Source organism: Acinetobacter minutum, assembly GCF_035916735.1.
Lineage (GTDB): Bacteria > Pseudomonadota > Gammaproteobacteria > Pseudomonadales > Moraxellaceae > Acinetobacter.
Window position 1 is genome coordinate 21,056 of the sequence record NZ_JAQIHG010000010.1, and the last position, 20,396, is coordinate 41,451.

The 20,396-nt window shown below is 42.3% G+C and carries 14 protein-coding genes and 1 pseudogene; 4 read left to right on the forward strand and 11 right to left on the reverse strand.

What is annotated here, in order from left to right:
- Positions 1–43: 43 nt before the first annotated feature.
- Positions 44–379, forward strand: coding sequence for a hypothetical protein (locus PAE54_RS05920; protein WP_273778731.1), 336 nt, complete (start codon positions 44–46; stop codon positions 377–379).
- Between the two features lie 92 nt (positions 380–471).
- Here the strand turns inward: PAE54_RS05920 and PAE54_RS05925 are convergent, their stop codons facing one another.
- Positions 472–2,076, reverse strand: a complete 1,605-nt coding sequence (locus PAE54_RS05925) for an isocitrate lyase (protein ID WP_273778730.1) — start codon at positions 2,074–2,076, stop codon at positions 472–474.
- A gap of 668 nt (positions 2,077–2,744) precedes the next feature.
- On the opposite strand from PAE54_RS05925, the gene PAE54_RS05930 reads away from it, so the two are divergent.
- Positions 2,745–3,734, forward strand: a complete 990-nt coding sequence (locus PAE54_RS05930) for a LysR family transcriptional regulator (RefSeq protein ID WP_273778729.1) — start codon at positions 2,745–2,747, stop codon at positions 3,732–3,734.
- Positions 3,735–3,853: 119 nt separating this feature from the next.
- Positions 3,854–5,188, forward strand: coding sequence for a polyamine export protein PaeA (gene paeA, locus PAE54_RS05935; RefSeq protein ID WP_273778728.1), 1,335 nt, complete (start codon positions 3,854–3,856; stop codon positions 5,186–5,188).
- Between the two features lie 88 nt (positions 5,189–5,276).
- Here paeA and PAE54_RS05940 read toward each other — a convergent pair.
- The 10 genes and pseudogenes from PAE54_RS05940 to sdhC all read right to left on the reverse strand — a co-directional run.
- A pseudogene (locus PAE54_RS05940) lies at positions 5,277–5,696 on the reverse strand (hypothetical protein); the annotation flags it as partial.
- 487 nt (positions 5,697–6,183) lie between these two features.
- Positions 6,184–7,074 (reverse strand): succinate--CoA ligase subunit alpha, encoded by an 891-nt coding sequence (gene sucD, locus PAE54_RS05945; RefSeq protein WP_326518790.1) that lies wholly within the window; start codon positions 7,072–7,074, stop codon positions 6,184–6,186.
- 11 nt (positions 7,075–7,085) lie between these two features.
- Positions 7,086–8,252, reverse strand: a complete 1,167-nt coding sequence (gene sucC, locus PAE54_RS05950) for an ADP-forming succinate--CoA ligase subunit beta (RefSeq protein ID WP_326518791.1) — start codon at positions 8,250–8,252, stop codon at positions 7,086–7,088.
- 181 nt (positions 8,253–8,433) lie between these two features.
- A complete protein-coding gene (gene lpdA, locus PAE54_RS05955) occupies positions 8,434–9,867 on the reverse strand; it encodes a dihydrolipoyl dehydrogenase (RefSeq protein ID WP_273778724.1) in 1,434 nt (477 codons plus the stop codon).
- A 65-nt stretch (positions 9,868–9,932) separates the two neighbouring features.
- Positions 9,933–11,150, reverse strand: coding sequence for a 2-oxoglutarate dehydrogenase complex dihydrolipoyllysine-residue succinyltransferase (gene odhB / locus PAE54_RS05960; RefSeq protein ID WP_273778723.1), 1,218 nt, complete (start codon positions 11,148–11,150; stop codon positions 9,933–9,935).
- On the reverse strand, positions 11,150–13,990 hold the full coding sequence (locus tag PAE54_RS05965; RefSeq protein WP_273778722.1) for a 2-oxoglutarate dehydrogenase E1 component: 2,841 nt from the start codon (positions 13,988–13,990) through the stop codon (positions 11,150–11,152). The genes odhB and PAE54_RS05965 overlap by 1 nt, the downstream gene beginning before the upstream one ends.
- Before the next feature lie 565 nt (positions 13,991–14,555).
- Positions 14,556–15,266, reverse strand: a complete 711-nt coding sequence (locus PAE54_RS05970) for a succinate dehydrogenase iron-sulfur subunit (protein WP_273778721.1) — start codon at positions 15,264–15,266, stop codon at positions 14,556–14,558.
- A gap of 14 nt (positions 15,267–15,280) precedes the next feature.
- Entirely contained in the window at positions 15,281–17,116 is a 1,836-nt protein-coding gene (sdhA, locus tag PAE54_RS05975; protein WP_273778720.1) for a succinate dehydrogenase flavoprotein subunit, read from the reverse strand.
- Positions 17,117–17,128: 12 nt separating this feature from the next.
- A complete protein-coding gene (gene sdhD, locus PAE54_RS05980) occupies positions 17,129–17,494 on the reverse strand; it encodes a succinate dehydrogenase, hydrophobic membrane anchor protein (protein ID WP_273778718.1) in 366 nt (121 codons plus the stop codon).
- Positions 17,494–17,892: a succinate dehydrogenase, cytochrome b556 subunit gene (gene sdhC, locus PAE54_RS05985; RefSeq protein ID WP_273778717.1), complete on the reverse strand. Its 399-nt coding sequence runs from the start codon at positions 17,890–17,892 to the stop codon at positions 17,494–17,496. Before sdhC ends, sdhD begins: the two co-directional genes overlap by 1 nt.
- A 1,183-nt stretch (positions 17,893–19,075) precedes the next feature.
- Between sdhC and gltA the strand changes: the two genes are divergently transcribed.
- On the forward strand, positions 19,076–20,353 hold the full coding sequence (gene gltA / locus PAE54_RS05990) for a citrate synthase (protein ID WP_273778715.1): 1,278 nt from the start codon (positions 19,076–19,078) through the stop codon (positions 20,351–20,353).
- Positions 20,354–20,396 lie beyond the last annotated feature (43 nt).

The window sequence follows — 20,396 nt, forward strand, 5'->3', positions numbered from 1 at the left end:
TCAACTCAATACCATGATTTATCCACTCCTCCCAACAAATAATATGACAAAAATGATTTCTGGCTTAAGCCTTAGCCTCTTACTCAGTGCTTGTGCACTTGGTGGTTCTAGCGAAATTCAACAAGCAGAAAAATTGCTGCAACAATTTCAATGCCACAATATCGAAACTTTGCAAATGCAACACAGTCCACTCAATAGTTTTTACCAGCAGTCATTGGCTGCCAGTCGTGAAAAAGTCGAAACTTATATTGAAAGCTATAAAGCAGGCGATGAACTCTTCGATGTACCCTTACGTGACGTAGTGCAGCAACAATTCCAGCTCTACACTTCCGCTTGTGAAGCACTGGGTGGGATTCATCCAAAGCTGGAAATTGAATAAGGTCTTTTATTCTTTTTTTTAACCAAATATGATTGATCTTAAAGCATAAAAAACCCACTCAATTGAGTGGGTTTTTTGATTCAATTCAATGCTTAGTGAGCAGCGAACTGGTTCATTGTATTTTTCGCATCGTCACCCGCTTTAAGCGCGTTGTCACCAGCGAAGATTTCTTTGTGGTCGTCACCGATGTCAGAACCCGCCATTGCTTGGTGTTTCACACAAGCGATACCGCCACGGATTTCTTTACGTTGTACGCCAGCAACATAAGCCAACATACCTTCAGAACCGAAGTAACCTTGTGCAAGCTCATGTGTAGAAAGAGCAGCAGTGTGGTAAGTCGGAAGTGTGATCAAGTGATGGAACACACCTGCTTCACGAGAAGCATCTGCTTGGAAGGTACGGATTTTCGCATCAGCATCAGCAGCCAATTCAGTGTTGTCGTACTCAGCGCTCATCAATTTAGCACGGTCGTATGCAGATACGTCTTTACCTTCAGCAACCCAACGGTCATACGCTTGTTGACGGAAGTTTAAAGTCCAGTTGAACGATGGAGAGTTGTTATAAACAAGTTTCGCATTTGGAACAACTTCACGTACACGGTTCACCATGTGAGCGATTTCTTCAACGTTTGGAGTTGCAGTTTCGATCCAAAGCAGGTCAGCACCGTTTTGTAAGCTAGTGATACAGTCAAGTACAACGCGGTCGATTTGAGTGCCTTCACGGAACTGATACAAGCCAGACGCTAAACGCTTAGGACGGTGTAACTTACCATCACGTTTAATTAAGATTTCGTCTTCAGTTGCTTCAGAGATATCAATTTCTTGAGTGTCTAAGTAGCTGATGTATTGAGAAGCGATGTCGCCTGGCTCTTTAACCACTGGGATTTTTTGAGTCAAGTCAGCGCCTTCAGAGTCAGTACGTGCAACGATGATACCGTCTTCAAGACCCATTTCTAAGAACGCGTAGCGTAATGCATGGATTTTAGCGATGAAGTCTTCGTGTGGAACAGTTACTTTACCCGCTTGGTGACCACATTGTTTCGCGTCAGATACTTGGTTTTCGATTTGTAGTGCACAAGCACCCGCTTCGATCATTTTCTTCGCAAGCAAGTAAGTCGCTTCTTCGTTACCAAAACCAGCATCGATGTCCGCAATGATTGGCACAACGTGAGTTTGGAAGTTGTCGATTTGTGAAGTAATTTCAGCTGCTTTAGCAGTGTCGCCAGCTTCTTGTGCTTTTTTCAATGCACGGAACAAGTCGTTTAATTCTTTCGCGTCAGCTTGACGTAAGAAGGTGTAGATTTCTTCGATCAATGCAGGAACAGAAGTTTTTTCGTGCATAGATTGGTCAGGAAGAGGACCGAATTCTGAACGAAGAGCAGCAACCATCCAACCAGAAAGGTAGATATAACGCTTGCTAGTCGTACCGAAGTATTTTTTGTTCGCGATCATTTTTTGTTGCGCGATGAAACCGTGCCAGCAACCCAATGATTGAGTATATTTGCTAGAATCAGCATCATATTCAGCCATATCACGACGCATAATCGCAGCTGTATATTTAGCAATGTCTAAACCAGTTTTGAAACGGTTTTGCATTTGCATACGTGCAGCATCTTCAGGACTGATGTCTGCCCAAGTGTTGCCGAATTTTGCTTTTAATTCGCGGATTGCATCAATCGCTGTTTGGTATGTAGTCATGATATTTTCCTGTATAGAATTAGGATTTTGATCAAGCGAAGGACTAAATCGTGCTCGGTATTATTTGTTCAGATTTAGAGCGCTTCGTTACGATAATCACAGCTTAGATGGGTTATTTTTTTTTATCCAATATTCTCCGATGATTCTCGGTATTTCTTGAAAAAATATGTAGATCAAAGTCTTATAATAATTCAAATAAAATTAAACAAGTATTTGTTTTTATTAAATATAGTTAAATAAATCTTTGTTTACAATTTCAACATTTTGCTGTTTTTTTCCTCATTAGACTTAAGTCTTGTCTGCTAGAAAAAACCTTTTTTCTAACGTTGAACAGGGAAAATTAAGGTCTTTTCACAGCCTCTAAAGTCTTTTCAAACGCCTATTTAATAATCAAAAACTATATATCTTACCTTATCCATACGAACAAATATTCGCCAATAATCATGCATTCTCTGAATTTTAGTTCACAATCTCCGTTAGAATAAACATGCTGTAGATCATAAAAAACAAGTTGGGTTTCACGCCTCACCTCTCTACCTGCGCTCCACTTCCCTAAGTAGTATTTTCAATGAAATAAGCACGGTTTTTTCTTGGTGCTCTTACACAAGCTTGTGGAACTGTGGCATAATTCGACATAATTTCACGATTTTATTCTCGGTATTTTTTTTATGAATCTGGAGCGGGTCGATCTCAACCTATTAATTTATCTTGATGTCCTTCTTCGTGAAAAAAATGTCACTCGTGCTGCAGAACAACTCGGTGTGACACAACCGGCTATGAGTAATATTTTACGCCGTTTGCGTAATCTATTTAATGATCCGTTATTGATCCGCTCATCCGAAGGCATGACACCAACTGAACGTGCCTTGGAACTACAGCCACGGATTCGCGATGCACTTTCTGATCTCTCAATGATTCTGGAGCCACGCACAGAATTTAGACCATATACCAGCAACCGCGTGTTCCGTATCATGACTTCGGACTATGCAGAAGCAACCTTAGTTCCGCGTCTAGTTAAGGCTTTGCGTTCTGAAGCCCCAAATGTTGTGCTGGACTTTTTAACCCCAAGTGACGTGTCCTATCGTGATATGGAACAGGGTAAAGTGGACTTAGCAATCAACCGTTTTAACGAAATACCACAGAGCTTCCACCAAGTTTTGGTTTGGCGCGACAGTTTTTCTTGCCTGCTCAACAACAAACACCCTGCAGTGAATAACCTCAACTTGAAAAGTTATCTAGATGCCCAACACATCTGGGTCTCTAAAACAGGGATGGGGGTTGGTTTTGGGGTTAATCCTGAAAAACAAGCCGGTTTGGGTTGGATTGACCAGGCACTCGAACGGATTGGCCAGAAGCGTAAAATTTCCGTTTTTACCCGTCATTATCAAATGCCAGGCTTATTGGCCTCAAATGTTGATCTGATAGCGACCCTACCCACACGAATTGCCCGCTTACAAGCCAAGAACCAGAATTTGATGATTAAGGATCCTCCGTTTTATATTCCTGAGTTTGAATTAAAAATGGCTTGGTGTCCGCTGCTGCATCATCATCCTGCGCATCGCTGGTTACGTCAGCTCATTTTATATGTCGCTCGGCAGATGATCGAGGAAGAAAATCGTGAATTCCTACTGAACAATTCACAATTTTCACAGTACTAAGGCACACCACCTGTTAAAATAATCTCACTTCATGCTTATACTAAGCTTAGGAAATGATCTGTTTCCTAAGCCTTTATCTAAAAAATGATTCCAAAATAATGACGAACCACAGGTGAATTGTGAGTCTCTTTCAAAATTTTCTTATTATCGTCTTACTCATTATTGGGGCAGGCTTTCTTTCTCTCACTGAAATTGCCTTAGCAGGCGCACGCAAAGTAAAACTTAAAATCCTCGCTGAATCGGGTGAAGAACGTGCACAGAAAGTCTTGGACCTTCAGGAAAATTCTGCCGATTTTTTTGCTGCCTCTCAAATTGGCCTGAATGCAATTGCAATTCTCGGTGGTATTTTAGGTGAAGCAGCTTTCCGCCCCTATTTTGTCAGTATCGTCCAAGGTTTTTATCAAGGTCCATGGGCTGAAACCATTGGCTTCAGCTTATCTTTCACCTTTGTCACCTCATTGTTTATTTTGTTCGCCGACTTGATGCCGAAACGCTTGGCCATGATTGCCCCCGAACGAATTGCCGTGAGCGTGATTAACCCCATCCAGGTGTTTATCAAAGTTTGTAAACCACTGGCTTGGTTTATCAATGCGATAGCCAACATCCTTTTCCGTTTGTTTAAGGTCAATACTACTCGCGAAGACAATATTACTTTCGATGATATCTCGGCAGTCATGGATGCTGGTGCACAGGCTGGTGTGTTACAGAAACAAGAACATCACTTTATCGAAAACGTTTTTGAACTAGAAGAACGTACAGTTCCTTCAAGCATGACCACACGTGAAAATGTTGTATTCTTTACATTAAAAGAGTCAGAGGCCAGTATTCGACAAAAATTGGCTGAATATCCCTATTCCAAATTTGTGGTATGTAACGAAACCATTGATCAGGTGATTGGCTATGTCGATGCCAAAGATATTTTGGTGAGAATTTTAAACAATCAGTCCCTGCTACAATTAAATGAAAGTACCATTCGTACTGTACTGACTATTCCTGACACCTTAACGTTGTCCGAATTACTGGACCGTTTTCGCTCTACCAAGGAAAAATTCGCGGTGGTGATTAACGAATATGCCCTCGTCGTCGGTGTCATTACCTTATCCGATATCATGATTACTGTGATGGGCGATTGGGTCGTTCAGATTGAAGAAGAACAGCAGATCATTAAACGAGATAGCAATTCTTGGCTGATTGATGGCAGTACACCAATTGAAGACCTCAAACATGCCCTCGAAATTGATGAAATGCCAGATGATGAAAACTATGAGACCCTGGCCGGTTTTATGATGTATCAGCTGCGTAAAATTCCCCGTCCGGCAGATACGGTCGTGTATAGCAACTATAAATTTGAAGTAGTCGATGTCGATCATTTCAAAATTGACCAACTCCTTGTCACTCGTCTATTTGATGAAAATCAACGCCTAATAGAGACTGATTCAGCCAATACCCAATGATCTATTCATCCAAAAGATAATCGCTAGAGATGATCTAAAGTAAAATTCTGGCAATGCTACTCAATAAAAAAAGAGCCCGAAGGCTCTTTTATGCAGTTTCATCCAGCAGTCTATCTAACATCATCTGATAATGAATAGTGATATCTTCCGCCAGAATTTTATAAGCATTGTCAAACTGAACCATCGGCCAGCCTTCTTTCCAGAAAGGGAAAATATCATGCAAATCATGCGTTACGATTGCATCTTCGCGACTAATCGCTTGAGCAATCTGCGACAAGACTTGTGCCGTTTCAGCCCCATCTACTGCAAGATAGTCAATTCCTTTAGCTTTTAAAATCCGGACCCGGTCTTTTTTATAACGGATCTTTTTAGCCTGTGCCTCATTTAAGCCCAAAGCTAAACACACAGCTTCAACAAAATTCTGCTCAAATGCCTGATGCAGCGCCACCAAAGCATTTTTGTGTGCCTCTTGACGCCCCTGCTTACCTCCTTCGCGAATCAGCTTATTGGGCTCTGCAGTTAAATCTACCTGCTTAAGTTGGTGAAGATGCTCTTGCACTGATAGCGATGACATAATGTTTCCACAGCAAATTTTAACTCACTCTATTGTGACACAGCCTTACAGAGAAAGCTTTGCTTATCTCTTCAAAGCACAACAGATACAAGCTTGAGTGAACGAAACGGATCACTAAAACTAAAAAATCCGAGAAAATTACAATACTAAGCAGCATTTAACACGAATTAACACTTACTTACCTGAAGCATCATGAACGAGGTCTCAACTCAGCTTATGATAATTACATGTTCAGGAACTCTTCTGAGCGAATGACATTTCTCCTTAACCGATCTGTGAAAGCAGATTCGTTGTTCTACGCAATGATCACCCCAATCATTGCGTATTTTTTTATCTAAAATTTATGTTTCTGTAAAGCGCGTTTATTACAAGTTATCAGGAAATATAAAAGCTCCCGAGGGAGCTTTATAAAGCAACTACTTTAAACCAGACCTTTTTGCTTCATCACTTGTAACATGGCCGATCCAATTTCAGCTGGACTACGAGTATAAGCAATTCCTGCTCTCTCAAAAGCGGCAAATTTTTCTTCTGCCGTGCCTTTTCCCCCAGAAATTATTGCACCCGCATGCCCCATGCGCTTGCCTTTAGGTGCTGTTACTCCCGCAATATACCCAACGACCGGCTTGGTCACTTCTGATTGGATAAACTCTGCAGCTTCTTCTTCCGCAGTTCCACCAATCTCACCGATCATGATGATGGCATCAGTGTCTGGATCATTTTGGAATAGTTTTAGCGCATCAATCTGGTTCATTCCCGGAATAGGATCTCCCCCAATACCAATACAAGTCGATTGCCCTAAACCCAATTTGGTCGTTTGTGAGACAGCTTCATAGGTTAGAGTACCCGAACGGGATATGATTCCAACTCGACCCGGCTGATGAATATGCCCTGGCATAATGCCAATTTTACATTCGCCCGGTGTAATCACGCCTGGACAGTTTGGTCCAACTAAACGTGTGCCATTGCCATTGGTTTCCAGATAACGCTTGGCCTTCAACATATCCAGGGTCGGTACACCCTCAGTAATCACCACGATCAGGCCAATACCTGCATCAACTGCTTCGACAATCGAATCCAGAACAAAAGGGGCAGGAACATAAATTACGGATGCATCTGCAGCAGTTTCTCGAACAGCTTCTTTCATCGAGTTAAATACAGGCAATCCTAAATGTAAGTGACCACCTTTACCCGGAGTGACCCCGCCGACTACTTTGGTACCATACGCGATAGCCTGTTCGGAATGGAAAGTCCCATTTTTTCCAGTGAAGCCTTGAACCAAAACCTTCGTGTCTTTATTAATCAGTACGCTCATGATTGATCTCCTTATGCCTTAACTGCCGCTACGACTTTTTCTGCTGCATCTGCTAAGCCTTGTGCAGAGATGAGCGTCAATCCGGATTCATCCAACAATTTAGCGCCTAATTCAGCATTATTCCCTTCCAAACGTACCACCACAGGGATGGTCACATTCACTTCCTGTACGGCAGCAATAATCGCCTCAGCAATCATGTCACAACGGACAATACCACCAAAAATATTGATCAGCACCGCTTGTACTGAGTGATCCGATAAAATGATTTTAAATGCCTCAATCACACGTTGTTTCGTTGCTCCCCCACCCACATCCAAAAAGTTTGCAGGTTGTCCACCATAAAGCTTGATAATGTCCATGGTCGCCATCGCTAAGCCCGCACCATTGACCATACAACCAATATTACCTTCGAGTGCAACATAGTTCAGATCAAACTCTGATGCTTTAAGTTCTCGATCATTTTCTTGTGACTTATCACGCAACTCAATAATTTCTGGCAAACGATACAAGGCATTAGAGTCAATCCCGATTTTGGCGTCCACACATAAGATGTCACCATTTTCCCGGATCGAGAGCGGATTAATTTCGAACAGTGCAAAATCATTCTCAACAAAGGCTTGATAAGCACTGGTCATGACTTTAACAAACTGATTCACTTGCTTATCTTTTAAACCTAAGGAAAAGGCTAAATCCCGCGCCTGAAACGGCAACAAGCCCACTAAAGGATCGATGCTCACCTTTAAAATTTTTTCTGGCGTCTCTTCGGCGACCTTTTCGATCTCTACGCCACCTTCCGTAGAAACCATAAAAGTAATACGACGTGTAGAACGGTCTACCACTGCACCAAGATAAAGTTCGCGCTCTACGGGATAAACATCTTCACAAATCAAGATGCTATTAACAGGCTGGCCATGGGCATCGGTTTGATAGGTCACTAAGCGGTTACCGATCAATGACTTTGCCACATCAAAGACTTCGTCTTTGGAACTTACAACTTTTACTCCACCTGCCTTACCACGTCCACCCGCATGGACCTGAGCTTTCACTACTGCAAATTTATGTCCCAATTGTTCATAAGCATGGACAGCTTCTTTCGGCGTATTGGCGATAATGCCTTGTTGCACTGGCATTCCATATTTTTTAAGCAGGGCTTTGGCCTGATATTCGTGCAGATTCATGAAGGTACCTTTTTTTTACTTGTCGCTTTGTTATGTAGTTACCAATACTTAAACATCCATCGTCTTGCATATTGGTATTTATTTAATAGCTTTATCGTTATTTTTAGAGGATTATTCAAACAATTACAACAACTCAAAATAAAAAAGAGCGGTATAAACCGCTCTTTTTTTTGAGTTTCTCTTACTTGCGCTTACGCTGGATCGCGTGAATCGCGCGGCCGTCTACTGCCAGTGCAGCTTCATGTACCACTTCAGAGTAAGTTGGGTGACCAAACGTCATCAACTGTAAGTCTTCAACACTTGATACAAACTCAAGTGCGATCATGCCTTGGTGTACGATGTCAGAAGCACCTGGGCCAATCACATGCATACCTAACAGACGGTCAGTTTTCGCATCAGCAACAAACTTCACAAAACCAGCCGCTTCATTCGCAGCAAGTGCACGACCATTCACAGCAAATGGGAATTGACCAGTTTTCACTTCGTGGCCTTTTTCTTTTGCTGCTTCTTCTGTCAAACCAACCCATGCTGCTTCAGGGTGAGTATAGATTACTGAAATGATGGTGTCGTAGTTGATTTGCGCAGCATGGCCATGCATACGTTCAGCCACCATCACGCCTTCTTCCATAGCTTTATGGGCAAGCATTGGACCACGAACCAAGTCACCGATCGCATATACACCTTCAACAGAAGTTGCACACCAATCATTTACTTCAACTAAACCACGTTCAGTCAATTTAATGCCTGAATCTTCAGCCAATAGACCTTCAGCATAGGCTTTACGCCCCACACAAACGATTAACTTGTCAAAAGTTTGTGCTTTGTCTTCACCACCTTGGGTATATTTAACTGTCACTTCACGACCGTTAATTTCCGTGCCAGAAACTTTCGCACCAACACGGATATCAAGACCTTGTTTAGTAAGCAGTTTTTGGAATTCTTTCGCAAGAGCTTTGTCTGCCATTGGCAAGAAAGCATCCATTGCTTCAAATACCACAACTTCTGCACCTAAACGACGCCATACTGAGCCCAATTCAAGACCAATCACACCTGCACCGATCACACCTAAACGCTTAGGTACTTCAGGGAATTCAAGCGCGCCAGTTGAATCAACAATCAGGTCTTGATCTACAGGAGCAACAGGGATGTTCACTGGCACAGAACCCGTTGCAAGAATCACGTATTTAGGTTCTAAAACTTGAACTTCACCTTCGAATGGCGTGAATTCAACTTTTTTGCCAGCAAGTAGTTTACCTGTACCTTGTAACCATTCAATGCCGTTACCTTTAAGTAACTGAGCAACACCACCAGTTAGGTTATCGACTACTTTGTCTTTACGAGCAAGAAGTTTCGCAAGGTCAAAGTTCACTTCACCCGTTGTAATACCATGATCAGCCAAGTGGTGAACGGTGTCTTCATAACGGTGAGAAGAATCAAGTAATGCTTTAGATGGGATACAACCCACGTTTAAGCAAGTACCGCCTAAAGATGGTTTGCCTTTATGAATACGTTTTTCAATACACGCAACTTTAAAGCCAAGCTGTGCAGCACGAATCGCTGCTTCATAACCACCTGGGCCACCGCCAATCACAACAAGATCAAATTGCTGAGACATTTTTATCTCCAAAGGCCAAGTTAGAGGATCACCCTAACTCGGCTTTAATATTTTATGGTCAGAAATTAAAGGTCAAGAATAAGTTTTGCTGGTTCTTCTAGCAATTCTTTGATCGTTACCAAGAAACCAACCGCTTCTTTACCATCGATTAGACGGTGGTCATAAGAAAGTGCTAGATACATCATTGGTAAGATTTCAACTTGACCATTCACTGCCATTGGACGCTCTTGGATCTTGTGCATACCCAAAATAGCCGTTTGTGGCGTGTTTAAAATTGGTGTAGATAACAATGAACCGAAAGTACCACCGTTGGTGATTGTGAACGTACCACCAGTCATGTCTTCAATGCCAAGTTTACCGTCACGTGCTTTGTAAGCGTAGTCACGAATGCCATTTTCAACTTCAGCGTAGTTCATACGGTCTGTATCACGTAATACAGGAACCACTAGACCACGGTCAGAAGAAACCGCTACACCGATGTCGTAGTAACCGTGATAAACGATGTCTTCGCCATCAATTGACGCATTTACAGCTGGGTAACGCTTAAGTGCTTCAGTCGCAGCTTTAACAAAGAAAGACATAAAGCCTAAACGAGCACCATGGCGTTTTTCAAATGCATCTTTGTATTGTGCACGCATTTCCATGATTGGCTTCATGTTTACTTCGTTAAACGTCGTTAACATTGCTGTTTCTTGAGTCGCAGCAAGTAGACGTTCAGCAACACGCTTACGAAGACGAGTCATTGGAACACGTTTTTCAACACGCTCACCGACTGCTACGCTTAAAGGCGCTACAGCAGCGGCAGCAGGTTTAGCTGCATGACTTACCACATCTTCTTTAGTGATACGACCACCACGGCCAGTGCCTTGTACGTCAGCTGGGTTAACACCAGATTCCGTTAATGCTTTGCGCACTGCAGGTGCTTGATCTTGAACTGGTTGAGCACGCTCAACAACAGGTGCATTACCCGCCTGAGTTTGTGCAGATGCAGATTCAACAGTCTCAGCGCTTTGCACTGCTTGAGTTTGAGCAGCGCCAGAAACAGCACCGGCTTCAAACTGAGCGATCACTTCGTCAGAAAGAACAGTATCGCCTTCAGCTTTGATGATTGCACTTAAAGTACCATCTGCAGGAGCAACAACTTCTAAAACCACTTTGTCAGTTTCGATGTCACAAATCACTTCGTCACGTGAAACTGGTTCACCCACTTTTTTATGCCATGTTGCAATCGTTCCGTCTGCAACAGACTCTGGGAATACCGGTGCTTTAATTTCGGTTGCCATTATTGAGAATCTCCTGATTGTTCAGCCACAATCGCAAGTGCATCATTGATAAGCTGAGCTTGTTGTTTTGCGTGCAAATAAGGTGAGCCACATGCAGGTGCAGCAGATGCTTCACGGCCTGCGTAGCTGATACGAATTTGTTTACCAGATTTTAATACATCTTCATACAAACGTGGAGCGATGAATAGCCATGCACCTTGGTTTTTCGGCTCTTCTTGTGTCCAAACAAGCTCTTTGACGTTCGGATAAGCAGCAAGGACTTCAGCCAAACGCTCTTCTGGGTACGGATAAAGCTGCTCAATACGCACAATCGCTGTATTGTTAAGCTCAAGTTCACGACGTTTTTCCAGCAAATCGTAGTAAACCTTACCACCACAAAGCACAAGACGGGTCACGTCTGCCTTGTTGATGTTATCGACTTCATCAATCACTGTCTGGAATGTACCAGTTGCAAGCTCATCAAGTGTAGAAGTTGCAAGCTTGTGACGAAGCAATGATTTCGGTGACATGATAATCATTGGCTTACGGATTGGACGAATCGCCTGACGACGTAATGCATGGAAAATCTGTGCTGGAGTCGTTGGTGTCATGACCTGCATGTTTTCTTCAGCACATAGCTGCAAGAAGCGCTCTAGACGTGCAGAAGAGTGTTCAGGACCTTGACCTTCAAAACCATGTGGTAGAAGCATAGTCAAACCACATACACGCTCCCATTTGGTTTCACCCGATGCGATGAACTGGTCAATCACCACTTGCGCACAGTTTGCGAAGTCACCAAATTGCGCTTCCCAAATGATCAAACCGTGTGGAATCGTCGTCGCATAACCATATTCAAATGCCAAGACCGCCATTTCTGACAACAATGAGTCATAAATTGCAGTACGTGGCTGGTTTTCTTTGATATGGCAAAGCGGGATGTAGGTTGAACCATCGACTTGGTTATGCAATTTCGCATGACGGTGTGAGAAAGTACCACGACCAACGTCCTCACCAGTCAAACGCACGAGGTAACCTTCATCTAACAGCGATGCATAAGCAAGCGTTTCTGCCGCACCCCAGTTTAAAGGCATTTCACCGGTTTGCATTTTCAAGCGATCGTCAATCACTTTCGCTACTTGGCGCTGCATCACAAAGCCTTCTGGAAGCTCGCGCATTTTTTTGCCGAGTTCAATTAAACGATCTTTGCTGAAAGTCGTATCCCAAACGTCTGTATATTCATGACCCAAATATGGTGTCCAGTCTACAAACATTTTGGTGTTCGGTTCTAATACCAATGCATTGGCAACGTGTTTACCCGCTTCAAGATCGGCACGGTAGTTTTCCACCATTTGATCCGCATCTTCGCGTGATAATACTTTTTCTTGCACCAATTGATCAGCATAAAGCGTACGAGTCGTCGCTTTCTTGTTAATCACTTGATACATCATTGGCTGAGTTGCAGATGGCTCATCTGCTTCGTTGTGACCACGACGACGGTAGCAGATCAAGTCAAGGACAACATCTTTACGGAATTCTTGACGGAAGTCATGCGCCAATTGAGTTGCAAAAATTACGGCTTCAGGATCATCACCATTCACATGGAAGATAGGTGCCTGAATCATTTTCGCAATGTCAGTACAATATTCTGTAGAACGTGAATCACGTGGATCAGAAGTCGTGAAGCCCACTTGGTTATTCACAACGATATGCACTGTACCGCCCACGGTATAACCACGGGTTTGTGACATTTGGAAAGTTTCTTGGTTCACACCCTGACCTGCAAATGCAGCGTCACCATGCACAATGATTGGCAATACATCGTCACCGCCGATATCTTTACGACGAACCTGACGCGCACGTACCGAACCTTCAACTACTGGTCCTACGATTTCTAAGTGTGATGGGTTAAATGCAAGCGCCAAGTGTACTTCACCACCTGGAGTCATGACATTTGAAGAGAAACCTTGGTGGTATTTAACGTCACCTGAACCTTTCTTATGAAGTGATTTGCCTTCAAATTCACCAAAAAGATCGGCTGGGTTTTTACCCATAATGTTCACAAGAAGGTTCAAACGGCCGCGGTGAGGCATACCGATCACAACTTCTTTACAACCGACAGCACCCGCACGCTGAATGATTTCATTCACCATTGGAATGAAAGATTCGCCACCTTCCACACCGAAGCGTTTAGCACCAACGTATTTGTTACCCAGATATTTTTCTAAACCTTCAGCAGCAGTTAAACGCTCAAGGAAATGCTTTTTCTGTTCTGCCGTAAAGGTAAACTTACCACGTGCACTTTCAAGGCGTTGCTGAATCCAGCGCTTTTCTTTACTGTCCACGATATGCATATATTCAGCACCGATCGAAGAACAGTAGATCGCCTCCATGGCTTCAACCATTTCACCAAGCGTTGCTTCTGCCTTACCGATTGCAAGGTTACCCGTATTGAATACAGTATCTAGGTCAGATTTAGTTAAACCGTGAGAGGCCAAGTCAAGATCAGGTACATCTTCACGCTTCATTAAACCTAATGGATCCAATTTAGCTTTTTGGTGACCACGGTTACGGTATGCAGCAATCAGTTGCAACACACCGATTTGACGACGCTCATGCTCAGAACTTACTGTACCTTGGACAACTGCTTGCACACGATTTGAATTGCGACCAAGCAAAAGGAACTGTTCACGTACATTGCTGTGTGGCTGATCACCTTTTGGGAATTTATCGAAATATTGGCGCCAATCCTCACCGACAGAGGTTGGAGAAGTCAGATACTGCTCGTAAAGCTCTTCAATATACGCTGCACTATCAGCGGAAAGTTCAGTGTCAAGACGCAATGCGTCAGCAACTTCTTGCATTTGTGGACCCATTTCCTATTGCAAAAACATTACAGGTCGCCTGTTTGGCAAACCCATGATTGATAATGCCAAATTGGTAACATGGCATTAATACCCATCCGGCGCTCAGACCATGGGGGCGTTATAACAACACCGAGAAATTCTCGGTGTCTACAATGAATCATAACGCCCTCATTGGCATCATCACTCACTTAATCTACTCGACAATCATCGAGCAATTTTTTGCAAATCGTCTTAGAAAAACTAATTCAGGTTTAGCTTTTCTAAAGCGACTTATGACATTTTCAACCACCGTTTTTCCCAGATAAATCATGAAAAATTTATACGGTAAGACTTCCACTTTTTATAAGTACAGTGGTCTTTTAAATCGTAACATGATCTCATTCATGCATAGATTTTTTTAAAATATACCTCATATAAAACAAGAAAATACTAGTTGCATAGTATATAGAATATGGTGCTTGATTTAAATCCTAGATTCAATGTAGACCAAAGTCCTATTTATTAAAATGCAAATAAACAAAAAGAGCGCACATCAAAGATGTACGCCCTTTGGTCAGTAAAATTAACCTGCTTGGTCGAGCAACATGCTACGGATATGACCGATTGCTTTTGTTGGATTCAGACCTTTAGGACATACTGATACACAGTTCATGATACCTTTACAGCGGAACAGGCTAAATGGGTCGTCAAGACGAGCCAAACGCTCTGCTGTAGCAGAATCACGAGAGTCAATAATGAAACGGTATGCATTCAACAATGCTGAAGGACCCAAGAATTTATCAGGGTTCCACCAGAATGATGGGCATGAAGTTGAACAACATGCGCAAAGAATACATTCGTACAAACCATCCAAGTGCTCACGCTCTGCTTGAGACTGTAAACGCTCTTTTGCTGGCGCTGGCTGGTTGTTAATCAAGAATGGCTGAATTTTATGATATTGATCATAGAACTGATTCATATCAACAACCAAATCCTTAATCACTGGTAAACCAGGAAGCGGACGGATCACAATTTTCTCAGGCAAATCATTCAGGTTTTGCAAACATGCCAAACCATTTTTACCGTTGATGTTCACACCGTCAGAACCACAAATACCTTCACGGCATGAACGGCGGAATGTCAAAGTTTCATCTTGAACTTTCAACTCAAGTAACGCATCAAGCAACATACGATGCTTGTCTGTTAACTCAAGTTTAAATGTTTGCATGTACGGTGCTTTATCCTTATCAGGATCATAGCGGTAGATTTCAAAGGTACGAGTGCCTCTACTCATCTTAATTCTCCCGATTAGAATGTACGTGGTTTAGGTGGAATAGTGTCCACTGTCAACGGCTTCATGCGTACTGGCTTGTACTCAAGATGGTTGTCAGATGAATACCATAAAGTATGCTTCATCCACTCATCATCACGACGACCGTAAGAATAAGTTGGGTGATCTGCTGGCAATTCATAATCTACAACAGTGTGCGCACCACGACATTCTTTACGTGCAGCAGCAGAAATAAGCGTTGCTTTTGCCACTTCGTACAAGTTTTCAACTTCTAACGCTTCGATACGCGCCGTGTTAAAGACTTTAGATTTGTCTTTCAATGCAATGTTGCGAACACGTGGCTCAAGTGCAAGAATTTCTTTCACACCCTTTTCAAGCAACGCTGCAGTACGGAATACACCTGCGTGATCTTGAACGATATCACGGATAGCATCAGCAACTTCCTGAGCATTTTCACCGTTTTCGTTTTCTTCAAGACGACGGATACGTGCAAGCGATTGCTCAAGTACGTCATTTGGAAGAGGTGCGTAATCATCACCGTGATGTTTAGTCACGTAATCCACAATGTGCTCACCCGCTGCTTTACCAAATACCACAAGGTCAAGCAATGAGTTAGTACCTAAACGGTTTGCACCGTGTACAGACACACATGAACACTCACCAATCGCATAGAAACCTTTTACAGGTTGGGTGTAGTTGTCAGTACCAGGAACTGGGGTAACAACCTGACCATGCATATTGGTTGGAATACCGCCCATTTGATAATGGATGGTTGGTACTACAGGAATTGGCTCTTTAGTACAATCTACGTTCGCGAATTTCTTACCAATCTCAAATACAGATGGAAGACGTTTCATGATCGTATCAGCACCCAAGTGCGTCAAATCAAGCAAGATGTAATCTTTGTTTGGACCACAACCACGGCCTTCTTTGATCTCTTGGTCCATAGAACGTGATACGAAGTCACGTGGTGCCAAGTCTTTCAAAGTTGGTGCATAGCGTTCCATGAACGGTTCGCCAGAAGCGTTACGAAGGATACCACCTTCACCACGACAACCTTCTGTCAACAGTACACCCGCGCCCGCAACACCCGTTGGGTGGAATTGCCAGAACTCCATATCCTGCAATGGAATACCTGCACGAGCAGCCATACCAAGACCATCACCAGTGTTGATATAAGCATTGGTAGAAGCACGGTAAACACGACCAGCGCCACCAGTAGCGAATAAGGTCGCTTTAGCCTGGAATACAGCAATGTTACCAGTTTCTTGGTCGATTGCAGTCACACCAAGCACATCACCTTCTTCGTTACGGATCAAGTCAAGTGCGATCCATTCTACGAAGAATTGTGTACCCATTTTCACGTTGCTTTGATAAAGCGTGTGAAGCAATGCATGACCGGTACGGTCAGCTGCTGCACATGCACGTGGAACAGCTTTTTCACCGTAGTTTGCAGAGTGACCACCAAACGGACGCTGGTAAATTGTACCGTCTGCGTTACGGTCGAATGGCATACCCAAGTGTTCAAGCTCATAAACAACTTTTGGTGCTTCACGACACATGAATTCAATTGCATCCTGGTCACCCAACCAGTCAGAACCTTTAACCGTGTCATAGAAGTGATAGTGCCAGTTATCTTCTTGCATGTTACCAAGAGATGCACCAATACCACCTTGCGCCGCAACTGTATGAGAACGAGTTGGGAATACCTTGGTCAGTACAGCAACTTTCAAACCAGCTTGAGCAAGTTGGTAAGAAGCACGCATACCTGAACCACCACCACCAACGATGACTGCATCGAAAGTAAGGGTTTGAATATTTGAATAATCTTCTTTAGGGGTTATCGCGCCCATGATATTTTCCTATCAATTCGCCCAAAAAATCTGGATTGCCCAGATCGCATATGCAAATACAGCAATAATGACTGCTGAAGTCAGCACAAGGCGTAAACCTGAAGCTGAAGGACCCATTTGACGAGTAGTCACGTAGTCAGTGAATACTTGCCACATACCGATCCAAGCGTGTGCAACAAGCGATAAGACAGCCAACAAAGATAAAACTTTCATTGGCAAAGTCATCATAAAGCCAGACCATTGCTCGTAGTTAAATCCGCCATTGAACAGGATCCAACCAAACACGACAACAGTATAAACAGCTAACACTACAGCACTGACACGTTGGATAAACCAATCGCGAGAACCTGAACCCGTTAAACCTGTAGCACTTTTCATTAGAGTACAATCCATACAAATGCTGCAACAATACCGATTGCAGACAAGATCAATGAAATAGTAGCTGCAAGACGGCCACTTTCTAACTCTTCAGCAACGCCAAGATCAGCAAGTAAATGCTTGATACCAGCAATGAAGTGATAGATTAAGCCGGCTACAAATACCCATACGATAAAGCGAACAACGAAACCATTGAAGATTTCTTGAACTTGAGCAAAACCTTCTGGTGAAGACAAAGATTTGTCTAACAACCACAAAAGTACCGGTACGAGTAAAAATACGATGACACCTGAAAGACGGTGTAGAATTGATGCAATAGCCACAGGGGATTTTAAGTTTACGTCTAAAACTTGACCCATGGACAAATTGACAGGTCTGTTGCTTTTCACAGCGGGCATCCTGTAAGTAAAAACTCCATCCGGAGTTTGTTGGAATTAATTCGAAGGAACGCTGGCATTGTCAGGCAAGCAAATGCCTAAACTTAAACGACATCGAATTATAAAACGCGGATTATTAAAATACAAACTATCGAATTTGGCTTTTGCTCAAAAAAATATGCAAATGAGAATTATTCTTATGGTATTTGTTTTTTTTAACACATAAAACCGATATAAAAATCACATTAAGCAATTAATTTTAAAAAGATAATTTTAATTTTTTATAATATTTTTCAGTATTATTAATTTTTTCACTTTTTTAGACTAAAGATCAACGCTTTCAGTCAGCCTTTTATCTAGAGGCTTGTTATTCGTGCAGTTTTCAGTTTGATGTTTTATAAGGTCAATTTATAGATCACTACATATATACTCCTGCACGCAAGGACAGTTTCAATCTATGAATACGGATACCACCTCAAACAAATAATGCTTTATTAAATATCCGAATGCCTCATATTGAGTTTCTCTAAAAGTAGAGATAGATGACTCACCCAAATACCACACAACTATTTAGATTATAAATAACCAGTATTCACCAAAGCTATTTGGTTGTGATTTTCATATGCAGAAAGAATGACTTAGATTGTGATTAACATCAGATCAACTTGTTATTTTTTCGACAAATCCGTGATTTTCTGCCACTTAAAACACATTAAATTGATTATTTTTTACTCCATCAGCCTATTTTTTAGTGCTATTTTTTATACAAACAAACCCATTAAATCATCCGACTAATTCTTTTTAAATATGAACAAATTTACATCAGTTTTTTAACAAAAATAGCGATAAGTTATGAAATTTATAAAAATTAAATTTACATCAGGATAAATTAGGTTTTAACCACAAGAGTTTTTTAAACTAAAAACTTGCTTACAATAACAGCAGACAAGATTTTTTTTTACTGCACCTTGCCAATAATTTGACTTATGATACTGTGTCGGTGCTGCGATTTTTCTCAGACTTTCCTTAACCGGTTTATTGACTAAGCTCCTGTGAGCACGTCATTTTTATCCATAAGTATAATTGACAAAATTTCAGCACTCACTAATCCTATAGCAAATTTTCGATCCGTCTGATTCACGCATTAGAAGATTTTAGTACTTCGAGTCAGATAAACATTCATCCAGGACAGGAGATCTATTGAATGTCTGAAGCAACTGGCAAAAAAGCCGTTTTACAGCTTGATGGCAAAGAAATTGAATTACCAATTTACAGCGGTACATTGGGCCCAGATGTAATTGACGTTAAAGATGTGTTGGCCGCAGGTCATTTCACTTTTGATCCTGGTTTTATGGCAACTGCTTCTTGCGAGTCAAAAATCACTTTTATCGACGGTAATAAAGGTATCCTTTTACACCGCGGTTACCCAATTGATCAATTGGCGACTAAAGCTGATTACCTCGAAACTTGCTATTTGTTATTGAACGGTGAGTTACCAACTCCAGAACAAAAAGCTGAATTTGACGCTAAAGTTCGTAACCACACTATGGTTCATGACCAAGTGAGCCGCTTCTATAACGGTTTCCGTCGTGACGCTCATCCAATGGCGATCATGGTGGGTGTTGTTGGTGCGCTTTCTGCATTCTATCACAACAACCTTGACATCGAAGATGTGAACCACCGTGAAATCACTGCGATCCGCTTGATCGCGAAGATTCCTACACTTGCAGCGTGGAGCTACAAGTACACAGTGGGTCAACCATTCATGTACCCACGTAACGACTTAAGTTACGCTGAAAACTTCTTGTACATGATGTTTGCTACTCCAGCAGACAAAGACTACAAAGTTAACCCTATTCTTGCGAAAGCAATGGACCGTATCTTTACGCTTCATGCTGACCACGAACAAAATGCATCGACTTCAACTGTACGTCTTGCAGGTTCTACTGGCGCTAACCCATATGCATGTATCTCTGCGGGTATCTCTGCACTTTGGGGTCCAGCTCACGGTGGTGCGAACGAAGCTGTTCTTAAGATGCTTGATGAAATCGGCTCTGTTGAACACGTTGCTGAGTTCATGGAAAAAGTTAAAACTAAAGAAGTTAAACTCATGGGCTTCGGTCACCGTGTTTACAAAAACTTCGACCCACGTGCTAAAGTCATGAAACAAACTTGTGACGAAGTTCTTAGCGCGCTTGGTATTAACGATCCGCAACTTGAGCTTGCAATGGAACTTGAACGTATTGCGTTGTCTGATGAATACTTCGTAAAACGTAACTTGTATCCAAACGTAGACTTCTACTCAGGTATCATCCTTAAAGCGATTGGTATCCCAACAGAAATGTTTACTGTAATCTTCGCACTTGCACGTACAGTAGGTTGGATCAGCCACTGGTTAGAAATGCACTCTGCACCTTACAAGATTGGTCGTCCACGTCAGCTTTATACAGGCTACACGCAACGCGACATCGAAGGCCGTTAATTCTCCAAGAATTAAAAGTCTTAAAAAACCACCCTCTTGGGTG

Coding starts and splice junctions, on each gene's coding strand:
- PAE54_RS05920 (WP_273778731.1), top strand. CDS start 44: ATGACAAAAATGATTTCTGGCTTAAGCCTTAGCCTCTTACTCAGTGCT.
- sdhC (WP_273778717.1), bottom strand. CDS start 17,892: ATGCCCGCTGTGAAAAGCAACAGACCTGTCAATTTGTCCATGGGTCAA.
- lpdA (WP_273778724.1), bottom strand. CDS start 9,867: ATGTCTCAGCAATTTGATCTTGTTGTGATTGGCGGTGGCCCAGGTGGT.
- sucD (WP_326518790.1), bottom strand. CDS start 7,074: ATGAGCGTACTGATTAATAAAGACACGAAGGTTTTGGTTCAAGGCTTC.
- gltA (WP_273778715.1), top strand. CDS start 19,076: ATGTCTGAAGCAACTGGCAAAAAAGCCGTTTTACAGCTTGATGGCAAA.
- PAE54_RS05970 (WP_273778721.1), bottom strand. CDS start 15,266: ATGAGTAGAGGCACTCGTACCTTTGAAATCTACCGCTATGATCCTGAT.
- PAE54_RS05965 (WP_273778722.1), bottom strand. CDS start 13,990: ATGCAAGAAGTTGCTGACGCATTGCGTCTTGACACTGAACTTTCCGCT.
- sdhA (WP_273778720.1), bottom strand. CDS start 17,116: ATGGGCGCGATAACCCCTAAAGAAGATTATTCAAATATTCAAACCCTT.
- sucC (WP_326518791.1), bottom strand. CDS start 8,252: ATGAATCTGCACGAATATCAGGCCAAAGCCCTGCTTAAAAAATATGGA.
- PAE54_RS05925 (WP_273778730.1), bottom strand. CDS start 2,076: ATGACTACATACCAAACAGCGATTGATGCAATCCGCGAATTAAAAGCA.
- sdhD (WP_273778718.1), bottom strand. CDS start 17,494: ATGAAAAGTGCTACAGGTTTAACGGGTTCAGGTTCTCGCGATTGGTTT.
- odhB (WP_273778723.1), bottom strand. CDS start 11,150: ATGGCAACCGAAATTAAAGCACCGGTATTCCCAGAGTCTGTTGCAGAC.
- PAE54_RS05930 (WP_273778729.1), top strand. CDS start 2,745: ATGAATCTGGAGCGGGTCGATCTCAACCTATTAATTTATCTTGATGTC.